At 34.6% G+C, this 20,704-nt stretch carries 16 protein-coding genes; 10 read left to right on the top strand and 6 right to left on the bottom strand.

Translation table 11 applies throughout. The annotated features are described in order from the left end of the window. Window positions 1–95 precede the first annotated feature (95 nt). The gene (locus ACTXGU_RS04360) at window positions 96–926 is read right to left on the bottom strand and encodes a pentapeptide repeat-containing protein (protein ID WP_443480434.1); all 831 of its coding nucleotides are present in this window, start codon (window positions 924–926) and stop codon (window positions 96–98) included. Window positions 927–1,049: 123 nt separating this feature from the next. Continuing rightward, window positions 1,050–1,448 carry a hotdog fold thioesterase gene (locus tag ACTXGU_RS04355; RefSeq protein ID WP_443480278.1) on the bottom strand — a complete coding sequence of 133 codons (399 nt, stop codon included), beginning with the start codon at window positions 1,446–1,448 and terminating at the stop codon, window positions 1,050–1,052. A 506-nt stretch (window positions 1,449–1,954) separates the two neighbouring features. Between ACTXGU_RS04355 and ACTXGU_RS04350 the strand changes: the two genes are divergently transcribed. The 5 genes from ACTXGU_RS04350 to ACTXGU_RS04330 all read left to right on the top strand — a co-directional run bounded on the left by ACTXGU_RS04350 (window position 1,955) and on the right by ACTXGU_RS04330 (window position 10,101). Beyond that, window positions 1,955–5,089, top strand: a complete 3,135-nt coding sequence (locus ACTXGU_RS04350) for an MMPL family transporter (RefSeq protein ID WP_443480277.1) — start codon at window positions 1,955–1,957, stop codon at window positions 5,087–5,089. 701 nt (window positions 5,090–5,790) lie between these two features. Further along, window positions 5,791–6,780 carry a glycosyltransferase family 2 protein gene (locus tag ACTXGU_RS04345; protein WP_443480276.1) on the top strand — a complete coding sequence of 330 codons (990 nt, stop codon included), beginning with the start codon at window positions 5,791–5,793 and terminating at the stop codon, window positions 6,778–6,780. Beyond that, on the top strand, window positions 6,780–7,202 hold the full coding sequence (locus ACTXGU_RS04340) for a GtrA family protein (RefSeq protein WP_443480275.1): 423 nt from the start codon (window positions 6,780–6,782) through the stop codon (window positions 7,200–7,202). Before ACTXGU_RS04345 ends, ACTXGU_RS04340 begins: the two co-directional genes overlap by 1 nt. A 2-nt stretch (window positions 7,203–7,204) precedes the next feature. Further along, window positions 7,205–8,887, top strand: coding sequence for a DUF6044 family protein (locus ACTXGU_RS04335; protein ID WP_443480274.1), 1,683 nt, complete (start codon window positions 7,205–7,207; stop codon window positions 8,885–8,887). A gap of 182 nt (window positions 8,888–9,069) precedes the next feature. Beyond that, window positions 9,070–10,101 (top strand): AI-2E family transporter, encoded by a 1,032-nt coding sequence (locus tag ACTXGU_RS04330; RefSeq protein ID WP_443480273.1) that lies wholly within the window; start codon window positions 9,070–9,072, stop codon window positions 10,099–10,101. Window positions 10,102–10,118: 17 nt separating this feature from the next. Here the strand turns inward: ACTXGU_RS04330 and ACTXGU_RS04325 are convergent, their stop codons facing one another. Beyond that, window positions 10,119–10,298, bottom strand: coding sequence for a Spo0E family sporulation regulatory protein-aspartic acid phosphatase (locus ACTXGU_RS04325; protein WP_443480272.1), 180 nt, complete (start codon window positions 10,296–10,298; stop codon window positions 10,119–10,121). 592 nt (window positions 10,299–10,890) lie between these two features. Beyond that, window positions 10,891–11,727, bottom strand: coding sequence for an undecaprenyl-diphosphate phosphatase (locus ACTXGU_RS04320; protein WP_443480271.1), 837 nt, complete (start codon window positions 11,725–11,727; stop codon window positions 10,891–10,893). Window positions 11,728–12,226: 499 nt separating this feature from the next. On the opposite strand from ACTXGU_RS04320, the gene ACTXGU_RS04315 reads away from it, so the two are divergent. Beyond that, the gene (locus ACTXGU_RS04315) at window positions 12,227–13,174 is read left to right on the top strand and encodes a carbohydrate kinase family protein (protein WP_443480270.1); all 948 of its coding nucleotides are present in this window, start codon (window positions 12,227–12,229) and stop codon (window positions 13,172–13,174) included. A gap of 128 nt (window positions 13,175–13,302) precedes the next feature. Here the strand turns inward: ACTXGU_RS04315 and ACTXGU_RS04310 are convergent, their stop codons facing one another. Both ACTXGU_RS04310 and ACTXGU_RS04305 read right to left on the bottom strand, forming a co-directional pair. Beyond that, window positions 13,303–13,782 carry a PDC sensor domain-containing protein gene (locus ACTXGU_RS04310; RefSeq protein WP_443480269.1) on the bottom strand — a complete coding sequence of 160 codons (480 nt, stop codon included), beginning with the start codon at window positions 13,780–13,782 and terminating at the stop codon, window positions 13,303–13,305. Between the two features lie 12 nt (window positions 13,783–13,794). Further along, on the bottom strand, window positions 13,795–14,676 hold the full coding sequence (locus ACTXGU_RS04305; protein WP_443480268.1) for a methyl-accepting chemotaxis protein: 882 nt from the start codon (window positions 14,674–14,676) through the stop codon (window positions 13,795–13,797). 239 nt (window positions 14,677–14,915) lie between these two features. On the opposite strand from ACTXGU_RS04305, the gene ACTXGU_RS04300 reads away from it, so the two are divergent. From ACTXGU_RS04300 to ACTXGU_RS04285, 4 genes are all read left to right on the top strand, one after another. Beyond that, a complete protein-coding gene (locus tag ACTXGU_RS04300) occupies window positions 14,916–15,854 on the top strand; it encodes an NAD(P)-dependent oxidoreductase (protein WP_443480267.1) in 939 nt (312 codons plus the stop codon). 583 nt (window positions 15,855–16,437) lie between these two features. Then, window positions 16,438–16,887, top strand: coding sequence for a MarR family winged helix-turn-helix transcriptional regulator (locus ACTXGU_RS04295; protein ID WP_443480266.1), 450 nt, complete (start codon window positions 16,438–16,440; stop codon window positions 16,885–16,887). 21 nt (window positions 16,888–16,908) lie between these two features. Continuing rightward, entirely contained in the window at window positions 16,909–18,639 is a 1,731-nt protein-coding gene (locus ACTXGU_RS04290) for an ABC transporter ATP-binding protein (protein WP_443480265.1), read from the top strand. Continuing rightward, on the top strand, window positions 18,636–20,507 hold the full coding sequence (locus tag ACTXGU_RS04285; RefSeq protein ID WP_443480264.1) for an ABC transporter ATP-binding protein: 1,872 nt from the start codon (window positions 18,636–18,638) through the stop codon (window positions 20,505–20,507). The genes ACTXGU_RS04290 and ACTXGU_RS04285 overlap by 4 nt, the downstream gene beginning before the upstream one ends. Window positions 20,508–20,704: the final 197 nt, after the last annotated feature.

Raw genomic sequence — 20,704 nt, 5'->3', positions numbered from 1 at the left:
GTTAATAACGACTTTTTAGAGTCAGCTTTTTCTTTTCCTTCTACTAAATGAAACCCCTTCTATTGGACAGTTTCCAGTCACTTACGCTTTTATGCTCACCTAGACCAATGTGTTGGGCGAGAAAGCAAGTGCGGTAATTTTATGCGTGCATCGCCCTTTGCTGAGTTAATTTGAACTTGGGTGAGAAAAATACTCTCAGTGAGATCCGCTCCCCTTAAGTCTGCGTCTCGGAAATCAGCCCCAATAAGATCGGCCATTCTCAAATCTGCGTCTCGGAGGTCTGCTGCAATAAGATATGCTCCTCTTAAGTTAGCTCCTTTAAGGTTCGCCCCTTTAAGATTTTTCCCGATAAGATCCGCTCCTCTATGGTCCGTTTTTTTGCTTTTTTTATAACTATTATTTTGGCGATGGGACTCGGCCCGTACAAGTTCACTTGTTTTTAAAAGCAGAGCATTTACCTCTGCACGATGTGATGGAACATTTAATTCCATGAGAGAATCGGGACTAAGTTGAGTAAGTCGTTCTGTCTCGTCAAGTACGAAGCTAAGTTCTTTATGAATGGAACGAGATGCTTTTAAAGTTAGTGCTTCGGCAAGATACCAGAGCATCTCATGAAGTTGTTGCATAATGGGGAACAGATCAAACATTTTTTTTGCCGTTTCTGCACTTTCCCTCCAGTCAACTCCTTCGAAAGTAACTTTAGAAACCTTTTGACCTGCACCGAAACAGTCGAAAACTGTACAACCTTTATAACCTTGCTGTCTGAGGCTTTTGTGAATGCCGCACCGGAAATCTAATTGTAAATTGGGACAAGGTTTGCAAGCGTCTTTATCGATTGCAAAATCTGCAGAAGCGGCGAAGGGCAGTGCAACACAGCATAAGCCGAAGCAGTTCTCACAATCAGCACGCAGACTGCTGCGACGCATGTCGCTTTTTAGATTTTGATCATCACGATTTTCAAACAATACGTACACGTCCTTTGCTTCTGTTAGGTAATAAATGAACAAAATTTGTTTGCTAGACTTTTTCCTCCTGAAGGAAGTTTCATTTTATTTTCTCTTCGTGACAACTGCAATCGTACAGCGAGAAATGCTGATTAATTTTTCATCTTCATCAATAATTTTCGTTTCATATACCATACTAGTTCTGCCTTGATGAATAACCGTTGCAATGGCTGTCACCATTCCGTCTTTTTTGGAAGCAATATGATTAGCGTTAATTTCTTGACCGAAAACAGCCTGTGTCTGTAAATCTACCAGACTAGCAGCACCAAGGCTTGCAACTGTTTCTGCCAACGCAACAGATGCTCCTCCATGCAAATAGCCAAAAGGCTGTTTCGTGCGAGAGTCAACCGGCATGGTAGCAATACATGTACCATCCTTTTTTACTTCTTTAATTTCAATTCCTAAGGCTTCCATTAAAGTATTTTTCATTTCAAATTTCTCCATAATTCCTCCAAAATATCCTGTTTTTCCCCATTATAGCATAGACATGATAGTAGAAAACGTTTTCCTATTGTAGTGAAACGACAATCTTTATTCATCTTTTCGATTCCTTTTTATATATGCTTAGTATAAAAGATACATATCGATTTATGACAAATAAGTGAAAAAATGAATTTATAATTGACAGTAAAAAGGAAAAAAGTTAAAATCAGAAAATTAAAGATAATAGTAGATCGTTATGAATATATTAAATTTTTGTTAATAGGAAACTGGAAAACCTGATTAGATTGGAAACTGGTGATATTTTAAGTTCGTTATAAAGAACGAGTGTAGTCTATTTAACGATTACAGAGAAAGGATATTCTGTTTTTAAAAAGATGGAAGAAAGAATACATCGTTATAAGAATCCATTACTAATCCATTCGATGAAACAGAATTAACATTTTTTTAACTACCTATGAGGATAAATTAATTGTAGAAAACTAAGAAATAGTAGAGGAGGAGACAGAGTGAATACTATTTTAAAAGGGAGATGGTTTATTCCCTTTGCATGGCTTGTTGTTATTATAGGTTTATTTTTTCTAGCGCCAAATATTGCTGATTTAGTAAGAGAAAAAGGACAATTAAGTATTCCTAATAATTATAGTTCTGCACAAGCAAGAAACATAATAAAGGAAATACAAAAGCAAAAGAATATTGGTGATCAATCAACAGTCGCCCTTGTTTTTCAAGATGATAAAAAGTTAACGAACAAGGAAATAGCTGAGGCGAAAAAGGCGTTACATAAATTAGAAGGTGATAAAAAACAATTAGGCATTACAGAAATACATTCCCATTTCATAGATGAAAATTTAAAAGATCAGCTTTTTTCAAAAGATGGAAAAACAATCTTAGTATTGCTGTCCTTTAGTTGGAATGATAGAGATCGAGATGAAGTAAGTGATGCATTATATGCTGCAATTAAAGGTTACGATGTGGAACATTACTATACGAGTAATTGGATGATTAATCGCGATATAACCAAAGGCTTCCAAGAAGGGTTAAAGAAAACGGAAGGTATTACGGTTATATTTATTCTAGCGGTATTATTGATCATTTTCCGGTCTATTATTGCACCGCTTATACCATTAATTACCGTTGGTGTTTCTTATTTAGCATCTCAATCGATTGTTGCTATTCTTGTCGATAAATGTAATTTTCCCATTTCAAATTATACACAAATATTTTTAGTAGCAGTGTTATTTGGAATTGGAACAGATTATTGTATTCTTTTATTATCCCGTTTTAAAGAAGAATTTTCCCATCGAGAAAGTATAGTTGAAGCAATATTGGAAACATACAAAACCGCTGGTCGAACGGTTTTTTTCAGCAGCATGGCCGTTATGATTGGATTTGCAGCTATCGGATTTTCAAAATTTAAGCTATACCAGTCTGCTTCTGCTGTTGCTGTCGGGGTAGCGTTATTATTAATCGCCTTGTTTACATTGGTGCCGTTTTTTATGTTTGTTCTTGGTCCGAACATATTTTGGCCGTCTAAGTCCAGTACAAAACATGAGGACAGTAAAATCTGGGCAATCACAGGAAAATTTTCCTTAACTAGACCGCTTCTTACTTTACTGATTGTGGCGGTAATTTGTGTACCTTTTCTCATGACATATGATGGAAAACTTTCTTTCAACTCATTGGATGAAATTAGTGATAAAGTTTCTTCTATTAATGCATTTAATGCAATAGCAGATAGCTTTGGACCTGGAAAATCGAACCCTTCCACAATTGTAATAAAAAATGATGAAAAAATGGATTCAATAGAATACATAGGATTAGCTGAAAATTTAAACAAAGAATTAGCAAAGTTAGAGCATGTAGATAAAGTGCGTTCTGTTACACATCCTACAGGAGAACCAATTGAAAAATTATATGTAGGAACACAAGCACAAAGTTTAGAAGAAGGGCTTGAGAAAGGAAAACAAGGATTAGATAAAATTAGTAATGGCCTTCATTATTCAGGCAGTGAGCTCTCTAAATTTGAACCCAAATTAACTAATACTTCAAAAGGCATAAATGATTTAATAAGCGGTACTTCCGGCATTCAATCAGGTTTAACAGAAATTCAAACCAATTTAATGAAAATTGAAGATGGAATCCGTCAAGGTTCAGCTAAATCTGAACAGATTATTCAAGTGTTAGAAGATGCAAAAACTGGCGCTGAAAAATTATTGGCAACACATCAAAACTTGCAGCCAGGCTATGAGGAAATCGATACAAATTTATTCAACATTATAACTCAGAATCAAAAAATAGGAGCGAAATTAGAAGAACTGTCGGGTGACATCAATCAAATACCAAGCGAATCTTTTGGCTACTTAGAACAAAAATATAATGGACTCGATGAGGAACAGGCATATCAAGTAATAAAAAATGCATTGTTAACCACACAACCTCAATTGCCACAAGTGGTACAGGGTATTACAGGGTTAAATACTAGTTTATCTCAATTGCAAAATCAATTGCAAACAGGAATAAAGCAGGGAAATAGCATATACGCTGAAGTAGTGAAAAATCAAGCATTACTCGGAACCGGATTAGAACAATTAATCGAAGGAATTGAAGCACAGCAAAAAGGATTAAACCAACTAGCAGATGGTCAAGGTAAAATTGTTTCCATTATGCCCAAATTAACCAATGGTTTAAGCAGCATTAATGATGGTCAAAAACAATTATTAAATGGATTTAGTAATATAGACGGTCAAATCAAGCAATTATCTGATGGACTGAATCAAAGTGTGGAAGGTTTAGATAAAGTATCGGGAGGAATAGGTTCGGCAACAAATTATTTATCTGGTTTATCTCAGCATAATAAAGACAGCTTTTATATACCACAGGAAGTACTGGAAAGCAACGATTTTGCCGAATCTATCAATACGTATATGTCTAAAGATCGTAAAATAATGACTTTGGATGTTATCTTTGCTGCTAATCCTTATTCAAATGAAGCAATTAATCAGGTAGATGAATTAAAAGATGCAGTGAGCAGAGTGACAAAAGGAACGAAATTGGAAAATGCAGAGGTGGCGATTGGTGGCATAACGAGTACAAATGCTGATTTACGGACAATTTCGCATGAAGACTATTCTCGTACAGTTGTCTTCATGCTGCTGGGGATTTCTGTTATACTGGTCTTTTTATTCCGTTCGATTATTATGCCTGCATATATAATTGGATCTTTGATCCTATCCTTTTATACTGCAATGGGAATAAATGAAGCAATCTATGTCAAACTATTAGGATATTCAGGGATTAGTTGGGTTGTTCCTTTCTTTGGATTTGTAATATTAGTAGCATTAGGCGTTGATTACAGCATCTTTTTAATGGATCGTTTTAATGAGTATCGTGGTCTATCAGTTGCAGAGGCAATGTTAGAAGCGATGAAAAAAATGGGCACCGTCATTATTTCTGCTGCAATCATTTTAGGCGGTACATTTGGAGCAATGATGCCATCTGGTATGCTGTCCTTACTGCAAATCGCCAGCATTGTTTTAGCAGGGTTAGCATTGTACGCTTTTGTCATTTTGCCTTTGTTTATACCAGTAATGGTGAAGAATTTTGGAGAAGCCAACTGGTGGCCGTATAAAAGACCAAATTAATTGGAAATTTATAGAGGGAAAAAGAGTTTGTAAATATTGTAGCTAAAGAAATAAAGCAATGAGGGGAATTTCCTAAGCTCATCTTTAACAAAGGTTGTTTTCTAAAAGTTTGTTGTTTTTGAATAAAATAATAATAAACATGGCTGCGGGTTAAATAACACAATCTATACAAAAAAAGCGTTAACAAAAGAAACCTAAAACGATGGAGATTCTTTTCTAATCGCTTTAGGTTTTTCCCTTATTAAAACATCGATAATTTAATAAATATTTATCAAATGTTTATAATGTATGTTACAATAATCCCCGATAATGAAGAAAATTCCAACTGGCAACTTTTTGTTGAAGGCTGTTTTCTAAAAGTTTGTTGCTTTTTAATAAGTTGAAAAACCTTATAGAATTACTGAGCAGCCTGAATACACGTAGACTCCTGCGGGATTAGCGAGACAGGCGAGAAGAAAGCAGGAGTGAAACGACGAAGCGGCTCGGCGCTCGCCCCGCGGAAAGCGAAGTGTATTCAGGCTGTGGGTTAAATAACAACAATCTATACAAAAAGAGTCTTGTTGAAAAATAAACCATTAAGTGAAAAACTTGGAAAATTCTTTAATACAAGTTGTTATGGAAGAAATAGTAGATCCTATAGTTAGTTATGTTTTTCCGAGATAAAATACATGTATTTAGTTAGAAGAGGGTAGGTCTTTAATATGAATGAAACAGTTTTAACGATTGCAGTACCATGCTATAACGAAGAAGAAGTATTTGACACCACGTATGCTCATTTAAAGGATGTGCTGCATAACTTAATCGACGAAGATTTAGTTAGTGAAAAAAGCCAGTTATTATTTATTGATGACGGCAGCAAAGATTCCACATGGGAAAAAATTGAAGCGGCTTGTCGCTTAGATTCTTATGTAAGTGGGATAAAGCTTTCCAGAAATTTTGGGCATCAAAAAGCACTGTTATCCGGTTTGGAAGAAGCTGCAAAATTTTCTGATTGTGTGATTAGCATTGATGCGGACCTTCAAGATGATACAACCGTAATAAAAGAGTTTGTAATACAATATTTGAACGGTTTTGATGTGGTGTATGGAGTAAGAAGCAAACGAGAAACCGATAGTTTTTTCAAAAGAACCACTGCCGAAGGCTTTTACAAGCTGATGGGCAAGTTAGGCTTGTCACTTGTTTACAATCATGCTGATTATCGTTTATTAAGTAAACGTGCTTTAACGGAAATGCTGCGTTTTCAAGAAACGAATCTATTTTTAAGAGGCATAGTTCCTTTATTAGGGTTTAAATCGACAAAAGTTTATTATGAACGAAAAGCACGTGAAGCAGGCGAATCCAAATATCCACTGGCGAAAATGCTTGCGTTTGCATTTGACGGTTTAACTTCTTTTAGTGTGAAACCAATCCGTTTTATCACCATTATTGGATTTTTATCTTTTTTTATTAGTTTTATTGCTGGGGCTTATGTTCTGATTGAAAAATTTATGGGCGATACAGAATCTGGATGGGCTTCATTAATGATTTCCATTTGGTTGATCGGAGGCCTTTTATTAATGAGTATTGGCCTAATAGGAGAATATATTGGAAAAATATATGAAGAAGTAAAGCAACGTCCTCGCTATATTATTGAACATAATTTATGTCCTAAACGCACCGAAGAAAAACCTAAGACAAAGGTACATGCATAATGTTGCAGCATCCTTTTATTAAATTTCTTTTTATTGGTGTCATAAATACTTTAGTTGGCTTATCGATTACGTATACTTGTTTAAGCTTCTTACAATTAAACTACTGGACTTCTACGATTATTGGAAATTGTCTTGGAGCCTGCGTGAGTTATTTTTTAAATAAACGATTTACCTTTCAAAGCAAAGCTCCCTTTATGGGGAGCAGTATTCGTTTTGCCATTGTGATTATTCTATCCTATATCTCTGCTTATAAAATTGGTTTAGAAATAGTAGAAGAAATAGTGAAAATGCTTGCAATACCAGCGGGTTATACAGAAGAAATTGCGGTATTATTTGGAAGTGGATTATATACCATTCTTAACTATTTAGGACAAAAATATATTGTATTTCCACATAAATACAAGCAAGAACCAAGGAGTTAATAATGATTGATCAACAAGGAAAAAAAGAAAAAATTTATATAATTAGTGCACTTATTATTATTTCATTATGGGTAGCCCCCTATTTTTTGTTAAATGAACATGCTCATATGCGAATGCATGATAATTTAGATTCTAACTTAGGCTGGTATCAAGTTTTAAAGGACAGCGGCCAGTTATTTGCACCTTTAAATACACCAATGGAACAAATTATGAACGGCAACTTTTCGAGAGATACTTTTTATTCTGAGTATTATGCGATGGTTTTTTTATTTCAACTATTTCCGCCTGTCATTGCATATGGTATCAGTCAAGCAATCACAAGATTTATTGCTTTTTTAGGAATGTATTTCCTTTTGAAAAAATATGTGGTAAAAGAGAAGGGGTTTTCTTTTATTATAATTGGGGCAGCCCTTACTTTTGCATTAACTCCTTATTGGCCGTCAGGCATGTTAAGTATTCTTGGAATGCCATTGGCACTTTGGAGTTTCCTTAATATTCGCAACGGGGATCGGCATTGGAAAAATTACATCGTATTAACTGTTTTGCCTTTTTTCTCGACATTTGTCATCGGATTCTTTTATTTTCTTGCCGCAATTGGATGTGTATGGCTATATGATGTAATCAAAACAAAAAAATGGAATATGGCTTTTTTCTTATCCATTTTATATATGCTGCTTATTTATTTATTAATTGATTACCGATTAGTAGCATCGATGATTACACCAGCCCAAGAATTAACCAACCGAAATGTTTTTTACCAGTCGAAACTAACGTTGTGGGAGACAATTAGATTGATTGGAAAAAACTATGTGATTAGTCATAATCAAGATAGAACGATTCATACGTATATCATTCTCCCGCTAACTCTTTTCTGCTTCGTTATCGTGTTATGGAAAAAAACATGGAAGGAGCATAAGCTATTTCTTTGGCTTCATCTACTCAACATTCTGCTATCCACTTGGTATGCATTTTGGTTTTTTGAAGGCTGGCAGCCATTAAAAGAGCGAATTAGTATTTTAACAACCTTTAATTTTGCTAGATTTCACTATTTAAGACCGATGATCATTTATGTTTTATTTGCGCTGTCTTTAAAAATGATATGGAAGATGGGGAGTCTAGGAAAAAAAGTCGTCTATGTACTTGTTTTTCTTCAGTTGCTCGTATTAGTGCCAAATAACGAAGAAGTGAAATACAGCAAACAGCCAAGCTATGGTCAATACTTTGCAAAAGAAGAATTTACGCAAATAAAAAACTATATTGGTCTTCCAATGGATCAATATCGAGTAGTCAGCATTGGCATGCATCCTGATGTCGCCCAATATAATGGCTTTTATACAATTGATTCTTACAGCAATATGTATCCTTTGCGGTATAAACTGGAGTTCCGAAAAATAATCGAGCCTGAATTAAACAAAAATAAAGCGCTTCGTGAATACTTCGATTATTGGGGAGGAAGATGTTATATCTTTGTCGATGAATTAGGAAAACATTATCAATTCTCCAAAAACTCAAAGAAAGTTATTCACGACTTAAATCTAAATACAGATCAGCTGAAAAAAATGGGAGGACGTTTTGTACTGTCAGCTGTTCCGATTGAAAATGCGAAGGAAACGAATTTAGAGTTTCGTAAAACATTTGAAACAAAAAAAGGATATTGGCGTGTATATTTATATGAAGTGAAGTAAAAAAAAGCATCCGCTCCAAAACTTATTTGGAGACGTGATGCCTTTTTTATAGGATAAGGATAGAATTTAATAAAATATATCTTGTTATTTTTTCCATATTCGTAAATAATGGTAGTAAAAGGATTATAAATGGAACACACATAACAGAAGAAGCTATTCACCAATGGTCAGGAGTCTTTTAAATGGATTATTTTTCTAGGTTTGTGCTTAACAAGGATTTGAAACGGTTTCTAATTCTTGTTTTATTTGCATTTACGCTTTATGCCGTACAAGATATGATTAATCTTATTTTATTTACCGTGATTTTTTCTTTTTTAATGGATCGATTTGTGACTATTTTCGCAAGTAGAATTCCAATCAAACGTTCTATCATCGCTATCCTTTTATATTTGCTTGTTATAGGAATATTAATTGTTGGAATCAGTTTGTATTTACCGATTATATTGACCGAAATTATACAGCTTATTAAACAAATCATTGATTTTTATACGAATACGCATGAAAATATTGTCTTTAATTATCTCGTACATATCATTCGAAACTATCATATCTCTACTTATTTACAACAAGGCTTTTCTTTTTTATTCCAATATTTTACAGGGGTAGGGGAAATAAGTTTGCAGTTTTTTTTGGCAATGGTATTAAGTTTTATTTTTATATTGGAAAAGGAAAAGTTAAAACGGTTTTCTCATCATTTTAGCAATAGTAGAATTGCGGTGATTTATGATGAATTTATGTATTTTGGAAAAAAGTTTGTGGGAACTTTCGGAAAAGTAATAGAGGCGCAATTTATTATTGCTCTATTTAATTGTACTTTTACTACTTTGGCATTGTATTTTTTGGGGTTTCCACAATTATTTGGGATTGCTATTATGATTTTTTTTCTTGGGCTTATTCCAGTTGCAGGGGTTATCCTTTCTTTAATTCCATTAGCTACAATTGCTTATACAGTAGGTGGAATAACACAAGTAATGACGATTGTTATTCTTATTATGATCATTCACGGGATAGAAGCGTATATATTAAATCCAAAACTAATGTCTTCTAAGACAGATTTGCCAGTATTTTTTACGTTTATTGTCCTTATTTTTTCAGAACATTTTTTTGGTATATGGGGATTAATCGTCGGTATACCAGTTTTTATTTTCCTGCTAGATATACTCCAAGTGAAAAATGGTCCTCAAAGGAGAATAGGAAAAAATAATAATAGCTAGGAATTACATTCCTAAAATTATTTATTGTAAATAATTTGTTGATATTGGTTAAGATAATAATCTAGTTTTTGGCTCAGTTGAATCGTTTCTCTACTTGTAAGCCCATGATCTAAGCCAACTTCAATTAAATCTTGTCGTAATGTATTAATATAAGTTAATAAAGTATCAGAATCATTGTTTTCTAGTACAACAGTCATTTTTGTTAACTCCTTGCATTTTTGCTACTTTAAGGATGTTACCAAAATAATGTTATTATGGGAAGAAAATTCTTGTTCATTTTTCTAATATTTTCAAAATGAGTCTTTATAACTATGCAAAATATCGATAAATAAAAAGCCATCCCTTTATGTAAATAGGATGACTTTTTTCAAAAGATAAGAAAGTATAAGTTTTCTGAAGTCTGATGGGTGTCTAGCCCCAGCGCCCTATCGACTTCAACGCTTCCCTCACCTCGTCTACGATAAGTCAACATCGAATCGCTAAGCTCTTCGTGTTTCCTTTATCTCTGAAAGGTACACAATCTAAAACCGCCACGTCCTGTGGCAACGATTGTGTAATCCACATCCTGTGGACCTCAGCTTTTTCTGTCGATGAGCAAGGGCGCTTCCGCTTTTCTTATAAGATAAGAAAGTATAAAATTTCGAACCTAGTTTAGTGTTTAGCTCCAGCGCCTAGCTCTTGTGAAAAATAACCCCATGCCTCTAAAAGTAAAAAGCACTTTTTGAGTCATGTGAACATTTTTCTTCAGAGCTGATCAAGGCGCTTCCGCTTTTCTTATTAGTATAGAAATTAAAAAAAGACAAGAATAATGATAACAGCTAGTACAATTCGATAAATCGCAAATGGGAATAATTTGATTTTGTCTATTAGTTTCAGAAAGAAACGAATAGAGATGATGGCAAAGATAAAAGCACTGATAAAGCCTGCAATAAAAAATGGCAGTGTATCCATTGTGATAGATTCCCAGTGTTTCAGTAATGATATAAAGCTTGCTCCAGCCATAATCGGAACTGCCATAATAAACGTAAAGTCAGCAGCGGCACGGTGGCTTAACCCTAGTAATACCCCGCCAGAAATAGTGGACCCGGAGCGGGAAAATCCTGGCCATAAGGCAATACACTGGAAAAGTCCGATTAAAAATGCTTGTTTATTGGTGATTTTGTCGACTGTTTCAACAGATGCTACTCTTCTTTTTTGTGCAAAATCAGCGATAATCATTAAAATAGCGCCGCCAATTAACGCATATACGACTGTATGTATCGTAAATAGATGTTCATCAATATAGTCTTCAAATAAGACACCTAGTATCCCAGCTGGAAGCAAGCCAATAAAGATTTGCACTAAGCTTAATTTATGTCCTATTATTTTTTGTCCATTAATGTCTTTTTTCAGGCCTAAAAGATTTAAAAAACGGTCTTTAAATAAAATAACAACGGCTAAAATAGAGCCCAGCTGAATGACTACTTTAAATGTATTGGCTACTTCTTCCGAAAAAATTTCTTTTGATTTTAATAATAAGTCATCGACAATAATCATATGACCTGTCGAGGAAACTGGGGCAAACTCTGTCAGCCCTTCTACAATACCTAAAATAATGGCAACAATGATATTCCATAAATCGTTCAATCTATTCACTCCTATTGATTCTCTTATAGTTTTTATTATTTATATTTACTGTTTCGTGCAGATATGTCCTACCATATCATAACAAATTTAATTCAAAAGAAACACTCCCATTTTTTTTTTAAAAGTGAATAAAAAAGGCTCTTTTCGTATAGATTGTTGTTATTTACCCCGCAGCCTGAATACACTTCGCTTTCCGCGGACGAGTGCCGAGCCTCCTCGTCGCATACGCTCCTGTGGGGTCTCGTCTTTCTCGCATTCCCCGCAGGAGTCTACATGTATTCAGGCTGCTCAGTGCTTCAACCATGTTTATTGTTTTATTCAAAAACAACAAACTTTTAGAAAACAGCCATAAAAAATTATTAGATACAGTACATACCTTCTAACGGAAAAATTGGTTGGAAAGTTTCAAGAAATAATAATTGGTAAAAAGATGGTTTGGTAAATAAGAGGAGATTTTAGTATGATAGTTTCATAGAAAATATGATAAAGGAAGATACTATTGAAAAAACAGGGAATTGTTTCATTAGGAGATGCATTTATTGATTATATCTCCACAAATAGGAATAATGATGAATTTAAAAAGAAACTAGGTGGTGCGTCGGTTAATGTTGCGGTGCATGTAAGCCGTTTAGGAATCCAAAGTTATTATGTAACGAAATTAGGCAAATATGAAGATAGTCTTTTTGTCCAACAAGAAATGGAAAAAGAATCGATACATTTAAAGTATAGTGTTTTTTCTTCTGAAAAAGAAATATGTGGTGTTTATGTTCATTTAGATGATAAAGGAGAGCGACATTTCCATTCCTATATAAATAATACACCTGATGATGTAGTTAAAGAGGAAGATATTGTCGTAGAAGCATTTCAAAATAAAAAGATTTTTTATTTTGGATCGGGTACACTCTTTCATCTGCAAGCACGAAAAGCAACAGAAAAAGCAATAAAATTTGCAAAGGCCAATCAACTTATCGTAAGTTTTGATGCAAATATACGATTACAAAGATGGAAAAGTGAGCAAGAATGCAGAAATACAATAAAACAGTTTTTCCATGCATTGGATGTATTAAAACTATCAGAAGAAGAATTATTATTTTTATTTGAAGTGCAAACAGTAGAAGAGGGACTAAAAGCGCTGGAGCAATATAATATCCCTGTTATTTTCATTACAATGGGAGAAAAAGGGGCCTATGGGCTGCTTTCTCATCAAGCTATAAAAGTAAATGGAGAGACGATTGAAGCAAAAGATACGAATGGGGCTGGCGATGCTTTTATGGCCGCCATTCTTTATAATATTTATGAACAAGGATTGCCAACTTCCCTGGAAGAATTAAAAAGATATGTTCAACTTGGAAATTTATTAGGTGGAATGGTCGCAACAAAGATTGGGGCTTTACCTTCTAAGGTAAACTATAATAGTATCGTTTCTTGTGAACAGGATTATCAATAAATGATGGATTAATAAAAACATAGTGAAAAAATCAATTCCTAATAGAAACGGTGCTGTCCAAAAACAAAAATTCTACCTGATGGTAAATATTGGATGATGGACAGCGCTACTATTTTTATGCCGATTGATTAAAAGGATATATCGACTCCGACTACTCCACCAACTTCTCCTTTTTTTGTAATTGGGAAAGAAATAGTGATGCATGGTCGTTTTGTTAATACAGATGTATAGGCTTTTGTAATAAACGATTTTCCTTTGCTTGCTTCAATAAACCATTGGCGGATGCTTGCATTAATCAGCATTGCTTTTGGTTTACTGTGTATGAAGCTTCCATCCAGTCTGTTTGACCATATTGCATCTAATTCTGTATGTTCCTTTAAAACGTTATTCAACCATTTGATATGATAAGAATCATTCATTTCTGAGAGAGTAGATTTCGTTATTTTATCTTGAATTTGCGTTTGAATGGAATGAATGAGCTCTTTTTGTTCTGTTGTTAAAGAAATCGAATCTGTAACGGTTGTAATATTTTGTAATTCTTTAGAAGTTATGTGTAATAATTCATTGATTTCTATTATTTCTTCCACATTGTTATGTTGTTGCCCCATATCTTCTAACACTTAAGATACATATTCTTTATTATGAATAGTCATTTTAGAGATTTCTTCTAAAAGATTGGCAATCTCTTTCACACTTGTAGATTGAGCATTCACTTCTTGGGTTGAATTTGAAACCATGGAAGTAATATTATTTAAGTTATTTTTAAAATGATCTAATAAGTTTCCAATATGCTGCAGTTCTCCTGAACCAGTTTCTATTTGTTCTGTTTCTGTTCGAACCATATCGGTAGTAATAGAAATTTCTTCTTGTACTTGTAAAATATTATTTCTTGTTTGTTCCACAGCATCATTCGTTTGATTAGCAAGTTTTCCTACTTCGCTGGCAACTACCGCAAAACCTTTGCCGTGTTCTCCTGCCCTCGCGGCTTCAATCGTTGCATTTAAAGATAGGATGCTCGTTTGTTGGGAAATAGAGCCAATGCTCAAAAGAATGTCATTAATATTATTTGAGTGATTTACTAAGCTTTCCATCTGCTTTAATAAAGAATAGTGATTGGATAATAAAGAATCATATTTTTCCTGCAGTGCAGCTAATGAAGATAAAGAATGCATCAACTCTTCGTATGAAGCTTCGCTGTTTTCATGAATGATAGTTGATACTTTTGAAATTTCACTGGCAGATACTTCAATTATTCGCATTTTCTCCGATACTTGCAGGGTGTATTCGACGGTTTTTTCGCTTTGGTTCATTAATTCCAACGTACTATTTTTACTTGATTCAGAAGTACTATTTAATGAATTTGCAGCAAGCTTCATTTGTTCGATCACGCCATTTAGTTGATCTGCTGCAACTTGTATTTTTCCATTCAATTCTAATGCTTCGTCGTCTTTTATTTGTAAAGGGATATGTTTTGTTTTGCTTTTTACTTTCCAAATAGACATTTTACCTCTCCTTATGTCATTATTCCTGTCATTTATTGTAACATAATGAACGGGAGAAAAGTTTGGGAATTTTAGAATATATAGATCGAATTTACTATAGAAAGTGGAAAAATGGATTGTTCTTTTTAGTTTACCGTAAAAATAATATGATTTTTTTGAAAATTATAATGATTGTTGTGAGATATTCGATCATAATAAATAAAAAAGGATTTTTAGACCATAGCGGGAGGAATACATAAATGACAAAAGTTTTATTATCTTTAAGTGATGGATTTGAAACAGAAAATAAAAAAATTACGGAGGAGCTAGAGAAATTAGGGGCAGAGGTTACTTCAATTGTGACAAAAAAAGCTTCTATTTTAGACTATGTACAAGATGCGGAAGTGATTGTAACTGGTGTCGAAAAAATAAATGGTACGGTAATGGAGGCTGCTCCGAAGTTAAAATACATATCAAAGTTTGGAACAGGTGTAGATAGCATTGATTTAGAGGAAGCAGAAAAACGGGAAATTATCGTCACAAATACACCAGGACAAAATGCTTCCTCTGTAGCAGATTTAGCTTTCGGTTTACTATTATGTATTGCTAGGAATTTAGCAAAATCAAATGAAATTGTAAAAAACGGCGGATGGAAGCTGTTAATGGGAAATGATGTAGAAGGGAAAAGGATAGGCATCATTGGTTTTGGAGAAATCGGCAAAAAAGTAGCAAAAAGAGCAACTGGATTTGAGATGGATATCGTTGCATATGGCAATTATAAAGATGAAGCAACAGCGTCCAAGCTAGGTGTGCAATTTATTGAATTGGAAGAGCTGTTAAGTACATCTGATTATGTTGTTATTTGTACAAGCCTTAAAAAATCTACTTACCATCTACTAAATAAACAAAAGTTAGCGCTTATGAAAAAAAGTGCGTATTTAGTTAATATATCTAGAGGAGATTTAATTGATGAAGCGGCCCTAATCGAATGTTTAAAAGAGAATCAAATAAAGGGTGCTGCACTTGATGTATTTAGCAAAGAGCCTCCAAACCTTGAATTAGCACAGCTAGACAATGTCATTTGCGCAAGCCATATTGGCGGTGCAACAGAAGAATGTGCGGAAAGAATAGGAGACGTAATTATTGATAATTTAAAAAATTATATACAAAAACAGCCATTAACACATATTGTCATGTGATTGTGGTAATGATGTTTTTTTAGGATTGTTTTGCCCGGAATTTTGGGTGAAACAGTCTTTTTTATTTGACAAGAAATTTTAACAACTTATATACTTAGGTTACTTACCTAATTATATAGCTGTGTAAAAGCTAATTGTTGATTTTGATACTTTGTTGATTGGAGTGGAAGGCGTGAGACTCCTGCGGGATTAGCGAGAAAGACGAGACCCCACAGGAGCAAAGCGACGAGGAGGCTTGGTGCTCGCCCCGCGGAAAGCGTGTGGTAAGCCTCGGAAAACCGAACGAAAACCTCTAAAAGCTTGATTTTCACTATCTATATTTCATAGCATCCACTTTTTCAGTGACCTCCGCACAGCGCCAAGGAGGCTCTCGGATCGCCCGTGGAAAGCGAATGCCTTACGCTGCAATCAACAGGCAAGTTTAACAGAGCCACCCATGCTAATAAAAATTCGCACCAAGGGGGATGAAAATAAGTAGTGTTCATTCAGCGTGAAGATAGAAGGAGTTAGAGCTAAGAATGATGTTGGTTTTCCGAAGCTTATTTTCAGGGTAGCCAAATATATAAACAGAGGAGAGGAAAGAATGGAGGAATTAGCCCATCAACTTTTGCATTCATTTAGACAATTTCACAAGCTGAAGGATATGAATCAATCTTTTCATGGTTTTAAAAGAAGCGAGATCATGATGTTATTTGTCATTGGCTGTAGGAATGATCAGAATGAAAAAGCAATAACGATATCAGAAATTAGTTCCATATTGCAAATAACTTCGCCATCTGTCACACAAGTGATTAATGTTTTAGCGAAAGAGGGATTAGTGGAAAGAATCAACGATCAAAAGGACGGAAGAGTTGTTCGAATTACATTAACTGAAAAGGGAAAATCAGTTACAAAGGAAATTCATCAGAAAATCATCGAGAAGTATAAACAGCTGGTAGAGTATCTCGGAGAAGAAAAGAGCAAGGAACTAATAAGCTTATTGACAGATGTAAATGAGTTTTTTTCAAAAGGGAAAACATGTAATGATAAATAAAATAGACTGGAGTAAAGTAGAATGAGCAAATTATTACGAGAAATGAATAAGTATCGCGTAGGTATTTTGATTGTTCTTTTATTTACTTTGTTTCGAGCATTTTCAGAGCTTTATTTGCCAACGATTATGTCAGATATTGTGGACGTAGGGATTGTGCAAAATAATAAAACCTATATGATGCAGCTAGGCGGGTGGATGCTGCTTATTACTGCTTTTGGGACTGTATGTGCTGTCTTTACCAGCTATTATTCAGCAAAAATTGCATCAGGTTTTAGCAGAGATATCAGGGGAAAAATGTTTTATAAAGTAGAAAGCTTTGCATTAGAAGAAGTAAATAATGTCGGAACGTCTTCGTTAATCAATCGTACGACAAATGATATTAACCAAGTGCAGCAGGTCACTATTATGCTGTTAAGATTGGTTGTTTTTGCACCAATGCTGTGCATTGGCGGAATTATTATGGCTGTAGCAAAAAATGCAAAACTATCCCTTATTTTTCTTGTAGCTATTCCGATGCTTGCACTCGTTATTTTTTTGGTTATAAAAAAAGGTATTCCACTATTTAAAGTATTACAGAATAAACTGGATCATTTAAGCAGTATTTTTAGAGAAAATTTAACTGGGATGCGAGTTATTCGAGCTTTTAATAATGAAAAATATGAGCAAAAGCGTTTTTATCATGCAAATAATGATTTAACGGAAACAGCGCTGAAAGTAAATAAAATGATGGCTGTAACAATGCCGATTATGATGGTAGTTTTAAATGTATCAACGTTGGCAATTGTGTGGTTTGGCGGAATTCAAGTCGATGAAGGGAGTATGCAAGTTGGCGATATCATGGCATTTATTCAATATGGAATGCAAATCATGTTTTCTTTAATGATGGTCAGTATGATTTTTATGATGATGCCAAGAGCATCGGCTTCTGCAGACAGAATTAATGAAGTGTTGGCTATGCAGGTCAGCATAAAGGATTCTGGTGAAGAAAAAAAGGGCAGCAAACCTGAAAAAGGAGAGATTGAGTTTCGCGATGTTGTTTTTTCGTATCCCGGAGCAGAAAAACCGGTGCTGCAAAATGTATCGTTCCGGATAAAACCTGGTAAAGTAACAGCTATAATTGGCGGCACAGGGTCTGGAAAATCGACAATTCTCCATTTGCTGACGAGATTTTATGATATAAACAGCGGTGAGATAATAATAGACGGAATAAATATTCAGGATTACCGACAAAGTGATCTTAGAAAAGAAATTGGTTTTGTACCACAAAAAGCAGTTCTTTTTTCAGGAACAATTGCGGATAATATTCGTTTTGGCAAAGAAGACGCCTCTGAACAGGACATTGAAAAAGCCTTAGAGATTTCTCAAGCAAAGGAATTTGTCGAGAAAATGGATAAAGGGATACATGCTTCTATTACGCAAGGCGGAACAAATGTATCAGGCGGTCAAAAGCAGCGTTTATCTATTGCCCGTGCACTAGTAAGAAAACCGTTAATCTCTCTTTTTGATGATAGTTTTTCTGCATTAGATTACCGAACAGATGCTTATTTAAGAAAAGCATTAAAACAGGAAATGGAACATAAGACGATGGTCATTGTTGCCCAAAGAGTTAGTACGATAAAAGATGCGGATCATATTATTGTGTTGGATGATGGGAAAATTGCAGGTGCTGGCACACATCATGAACTTTTAGAAACATGTGATGTATATAAAGAAATCGTATATTCACAAGGGGTTATGGAGGAGAGTGTATGAGTGAAAATACAGGAAATAAAGGAAACTCCAGCTTCCCTTCAAGAGGTCCAGGCATGCCTATGCATATGCAAATGCCTGGGCAAAAAGCGAAAGATGCAAAAGGGACATTAAAAAGGCTATTGGTTTATTTAGGAAAGTATAAATTGCAGCTTGTATTTGTTTTATTATCTGCTATTTTAAGCACTGTTTTTTCTATCTTAAGTCCAAAAATAATGGCAAAAGCAATCGATCATATATTTGAAGGTTTTGTCGGCAAAATGAAAGGAGTTCCGGAAGCGGGGATTGATTTTTCTGTCGTTGGGAAAATTATACTGTTGTTAATAGTGCTATATATAATCAGCTCTTTGTTTACTTACATTCAACAAATTATTATGGTGAATATTTCACAAAAAACCATTTTTGAACTACGGCAGGATGTTCAGAATAAAATAGAAAAAATGCCATTAAAGTATTTTGATCGAACTCCGTATGGTGAAACATTAAGCAGAGCAATAAATGATATTGACAATATAAACAATACAATGCAGCAAACTGTTACGCAATTAATTACGTCTATTGTTACTTTTTTTGGTGTTATTATCATGATGTTAACGATAAGTCCGATTTTAGCGATCATTTGTTTTCTAACGATTCCATTAAGTATTTTTGTGACAATCAAAATTGCAAAACGTTCCCAAGTTCAATTTAAAAATCAACAGGCATCTCTTGGGAAAATAAATAGTCATGTCGAAGAAATATTTACAGGACACAGTATCGTTAAAGCGTTTGGTCATGAACAAAAGGCGATCGAAAAATTTAACCGCATCAATAATAACTTATATGAATCAAGCTGGAAATCACAATTTGTTTCCGGATTGATTATGCCGCTAATGATATTTATTAATAACTTAGGGTACGTGTTTGTAGTAGTCATTGGCGCCATCTTTGTATCCACTGGGAGAATTACAGTTGGTGATGTGCAAGCATTTATTCAATATGCACGCCAATTTTCACAGCCGATTACACAGCTCTCTAATATATCTAATATTATTCAGTCTACACTAGCTTCAGCAGAAAGAGTATTTGAACTGTTGGATGAAGAAGAGGAATCAACAGCCGTCAAAGAGGAAAAAACAATCGCTTTTCCTAAAGGTGCTGTTGCATTTGATTCGGTTTATTTCCGTTATAAAAAAGAGGAAGAGTTAATAAAAGATTTATCAATTCTTATTAAGCCGGGGCAAAAGGTAGCCATTGTTGGTCCAACCGGAGCCGGGAAAACGACATTAGTTAATCTGTTAATGCGTTTTTATGAAATAGACACCGGTTCGATTACCATTGATGGCATCGATATACGTGATATGAATCGAGGAAATTTACGAAGCCTATTTGGCATGGTGCTGCAAGATACATGGTTATTTAAAGGAACGATACGGGAGAATATTGCTTACGGAAAACAAGGTGCAACAGAAGAAGAGATTGTGCAAGCGGCGGTTTCCGCAAATGCTGACCATTTTATTCGAACATTGCCAAACGGCTATGATACGGTAATAAATGAAGAAGGCACAAATATTTCTCAAGGACAAAAACAATTGCTTACGATTGCCAGAGCTTTATTAGCTGACCCTGTTTTGCTCATTCTTGATGAAGCGACAAGCAGTGTCGATACAAGAACAGAAGCACATATTCAGGCAGCGATGGTGCTGTTAATGAAAAATAGAACGAGCTTCGTTATTGCTCACCGTCTTTCTACCATCAAAGATGCAGATATAATATTAGTAATGAAAGATGGCAGTGTAATAGAGCAAGGAAATCATGAAGAATTAGTAAGAAAACATGGATTTTATGCAGAATTATACAATAGTCAATTTGCAGACGCAGCAGGTAATTGAGTTTGGCAGATAACTATTTTTAGTAGAGGTAGTTTTTGATAAAGGCCAAAGTTTGTTGTTAATGAATAAAATAATAAACATGGCTGAAGCACTGAGCAGCCTGAATACACGTAGACTCCTGCTTAGAAAAGCGAGAAAGACGGAGACCCCGCAGGAGCATAGCGACGAGGAGGCTCGGCACTCGTCCGCAGAAAGCG

Source organism: Niallia sp. 01092 (assembly GCF_052318935.1).
Lineage (GTDB): Bacteria > Bacillota > Bacilli > Bacillales > Cytobacillaceae > Niallia.
Note: the sequence above shows the minus strand (reverse complement) of the source record. Positions and strands in the feature narration are given on the sequence as shown.

Bases quoted from the DNA above. Each gene is read 5' to 3' on its own strand.
- ACTXGU_RS04360 (WP_443480434.1), bottom strand. From the start codon at position 926: ATGCGTCGCAGCAGTCTGCGTGCTGATTGTGAGAACTGCTTCGGCTTA.
- ACTXGU_RS04355 (WP_443480278.1), bottom strand. From the start codon at position 1,448: ATGGAGAAATTTGAAATGAAAAATACTTTAATGGAAGCCTTAGGAATT.
- ACTXGU_RS04345 (WP_443480276.1), top strand. From the start codon at position 5,791: ATGAATGAAACAGTTTTAACGATTGCAGTACCATGCTATAACGAAGAA.
- ACTXGU_RS04340 (WP_443480275.1), top strand. From the start codon at position 6,780: ATGTTGCAGCATCCTTTTATTAAATTTCTTTTTATTGGTGTCATAAAT.
- ACTXGU_RS04335 (WP_443480274.1), top strand. From the start codon at position 7,205: ATGATTGATCAACAAGGAAAAAAAGAAAAAATTTATATAATTAGTGCA.
- ACTXGU_RS04330 (WP_443480273.1), top strand. From the start codon at position 9,070: ATGGATTATTTTTCTAGGTTTGTGCTTAACAAGGATTTGAAACGGTTT.
- ACTXGU_RS04325 (WP_443480272.1), bottom strand. From the start codon at position 10,298: ATGACTGTTGTACTAGAAAACAATGATTCTGATACTTTATTAACTTAT.
- ACTXGU_RS04310 (WP_443480269.1), bottom strand. From the start codon at position 13,782: ATGGGGCAACAACATAACAATGTGGAAGAAATAATAGAAATCAATGAA.
- ACTXGU_RS04305 (WP_443480268.1), bottom strand. From the start codon at position 14,676: ATGTCTATTTGGAAAGTAAAAAGCAAAACAAAACATATCCCTTTACAA.
- ACTXGU_RS04300 (WP_443480267.1), top strand. From the start codon at position 14,916: ATGACAAAAGTTTTATTATCTTTAAGTGATGGATTTGAAACAGAAAAT.
- ACTXGU_RS04295 (WP_443480266.1), top strand. From the start codon at position 16,438: ATGGAGGAATTAGCCCATCAACTTTTGCATTCATTTAGACAATTTCAC.
- ACTXGU_RS04290 (WP_443480265.1), top strand. From the start codon at position 16,909: ATGAGCAAATTATTACGAGAAATGAATAAGTATCGCGTAGGTATTTTG.
- ACTXGU_RS04285 (WP_443480264.1), top strand. From the start codon at position 18,636: ATGAGTGAAAATACAGGAAATAAAGGAAACTCCAGCTTCCCTTCAAGA.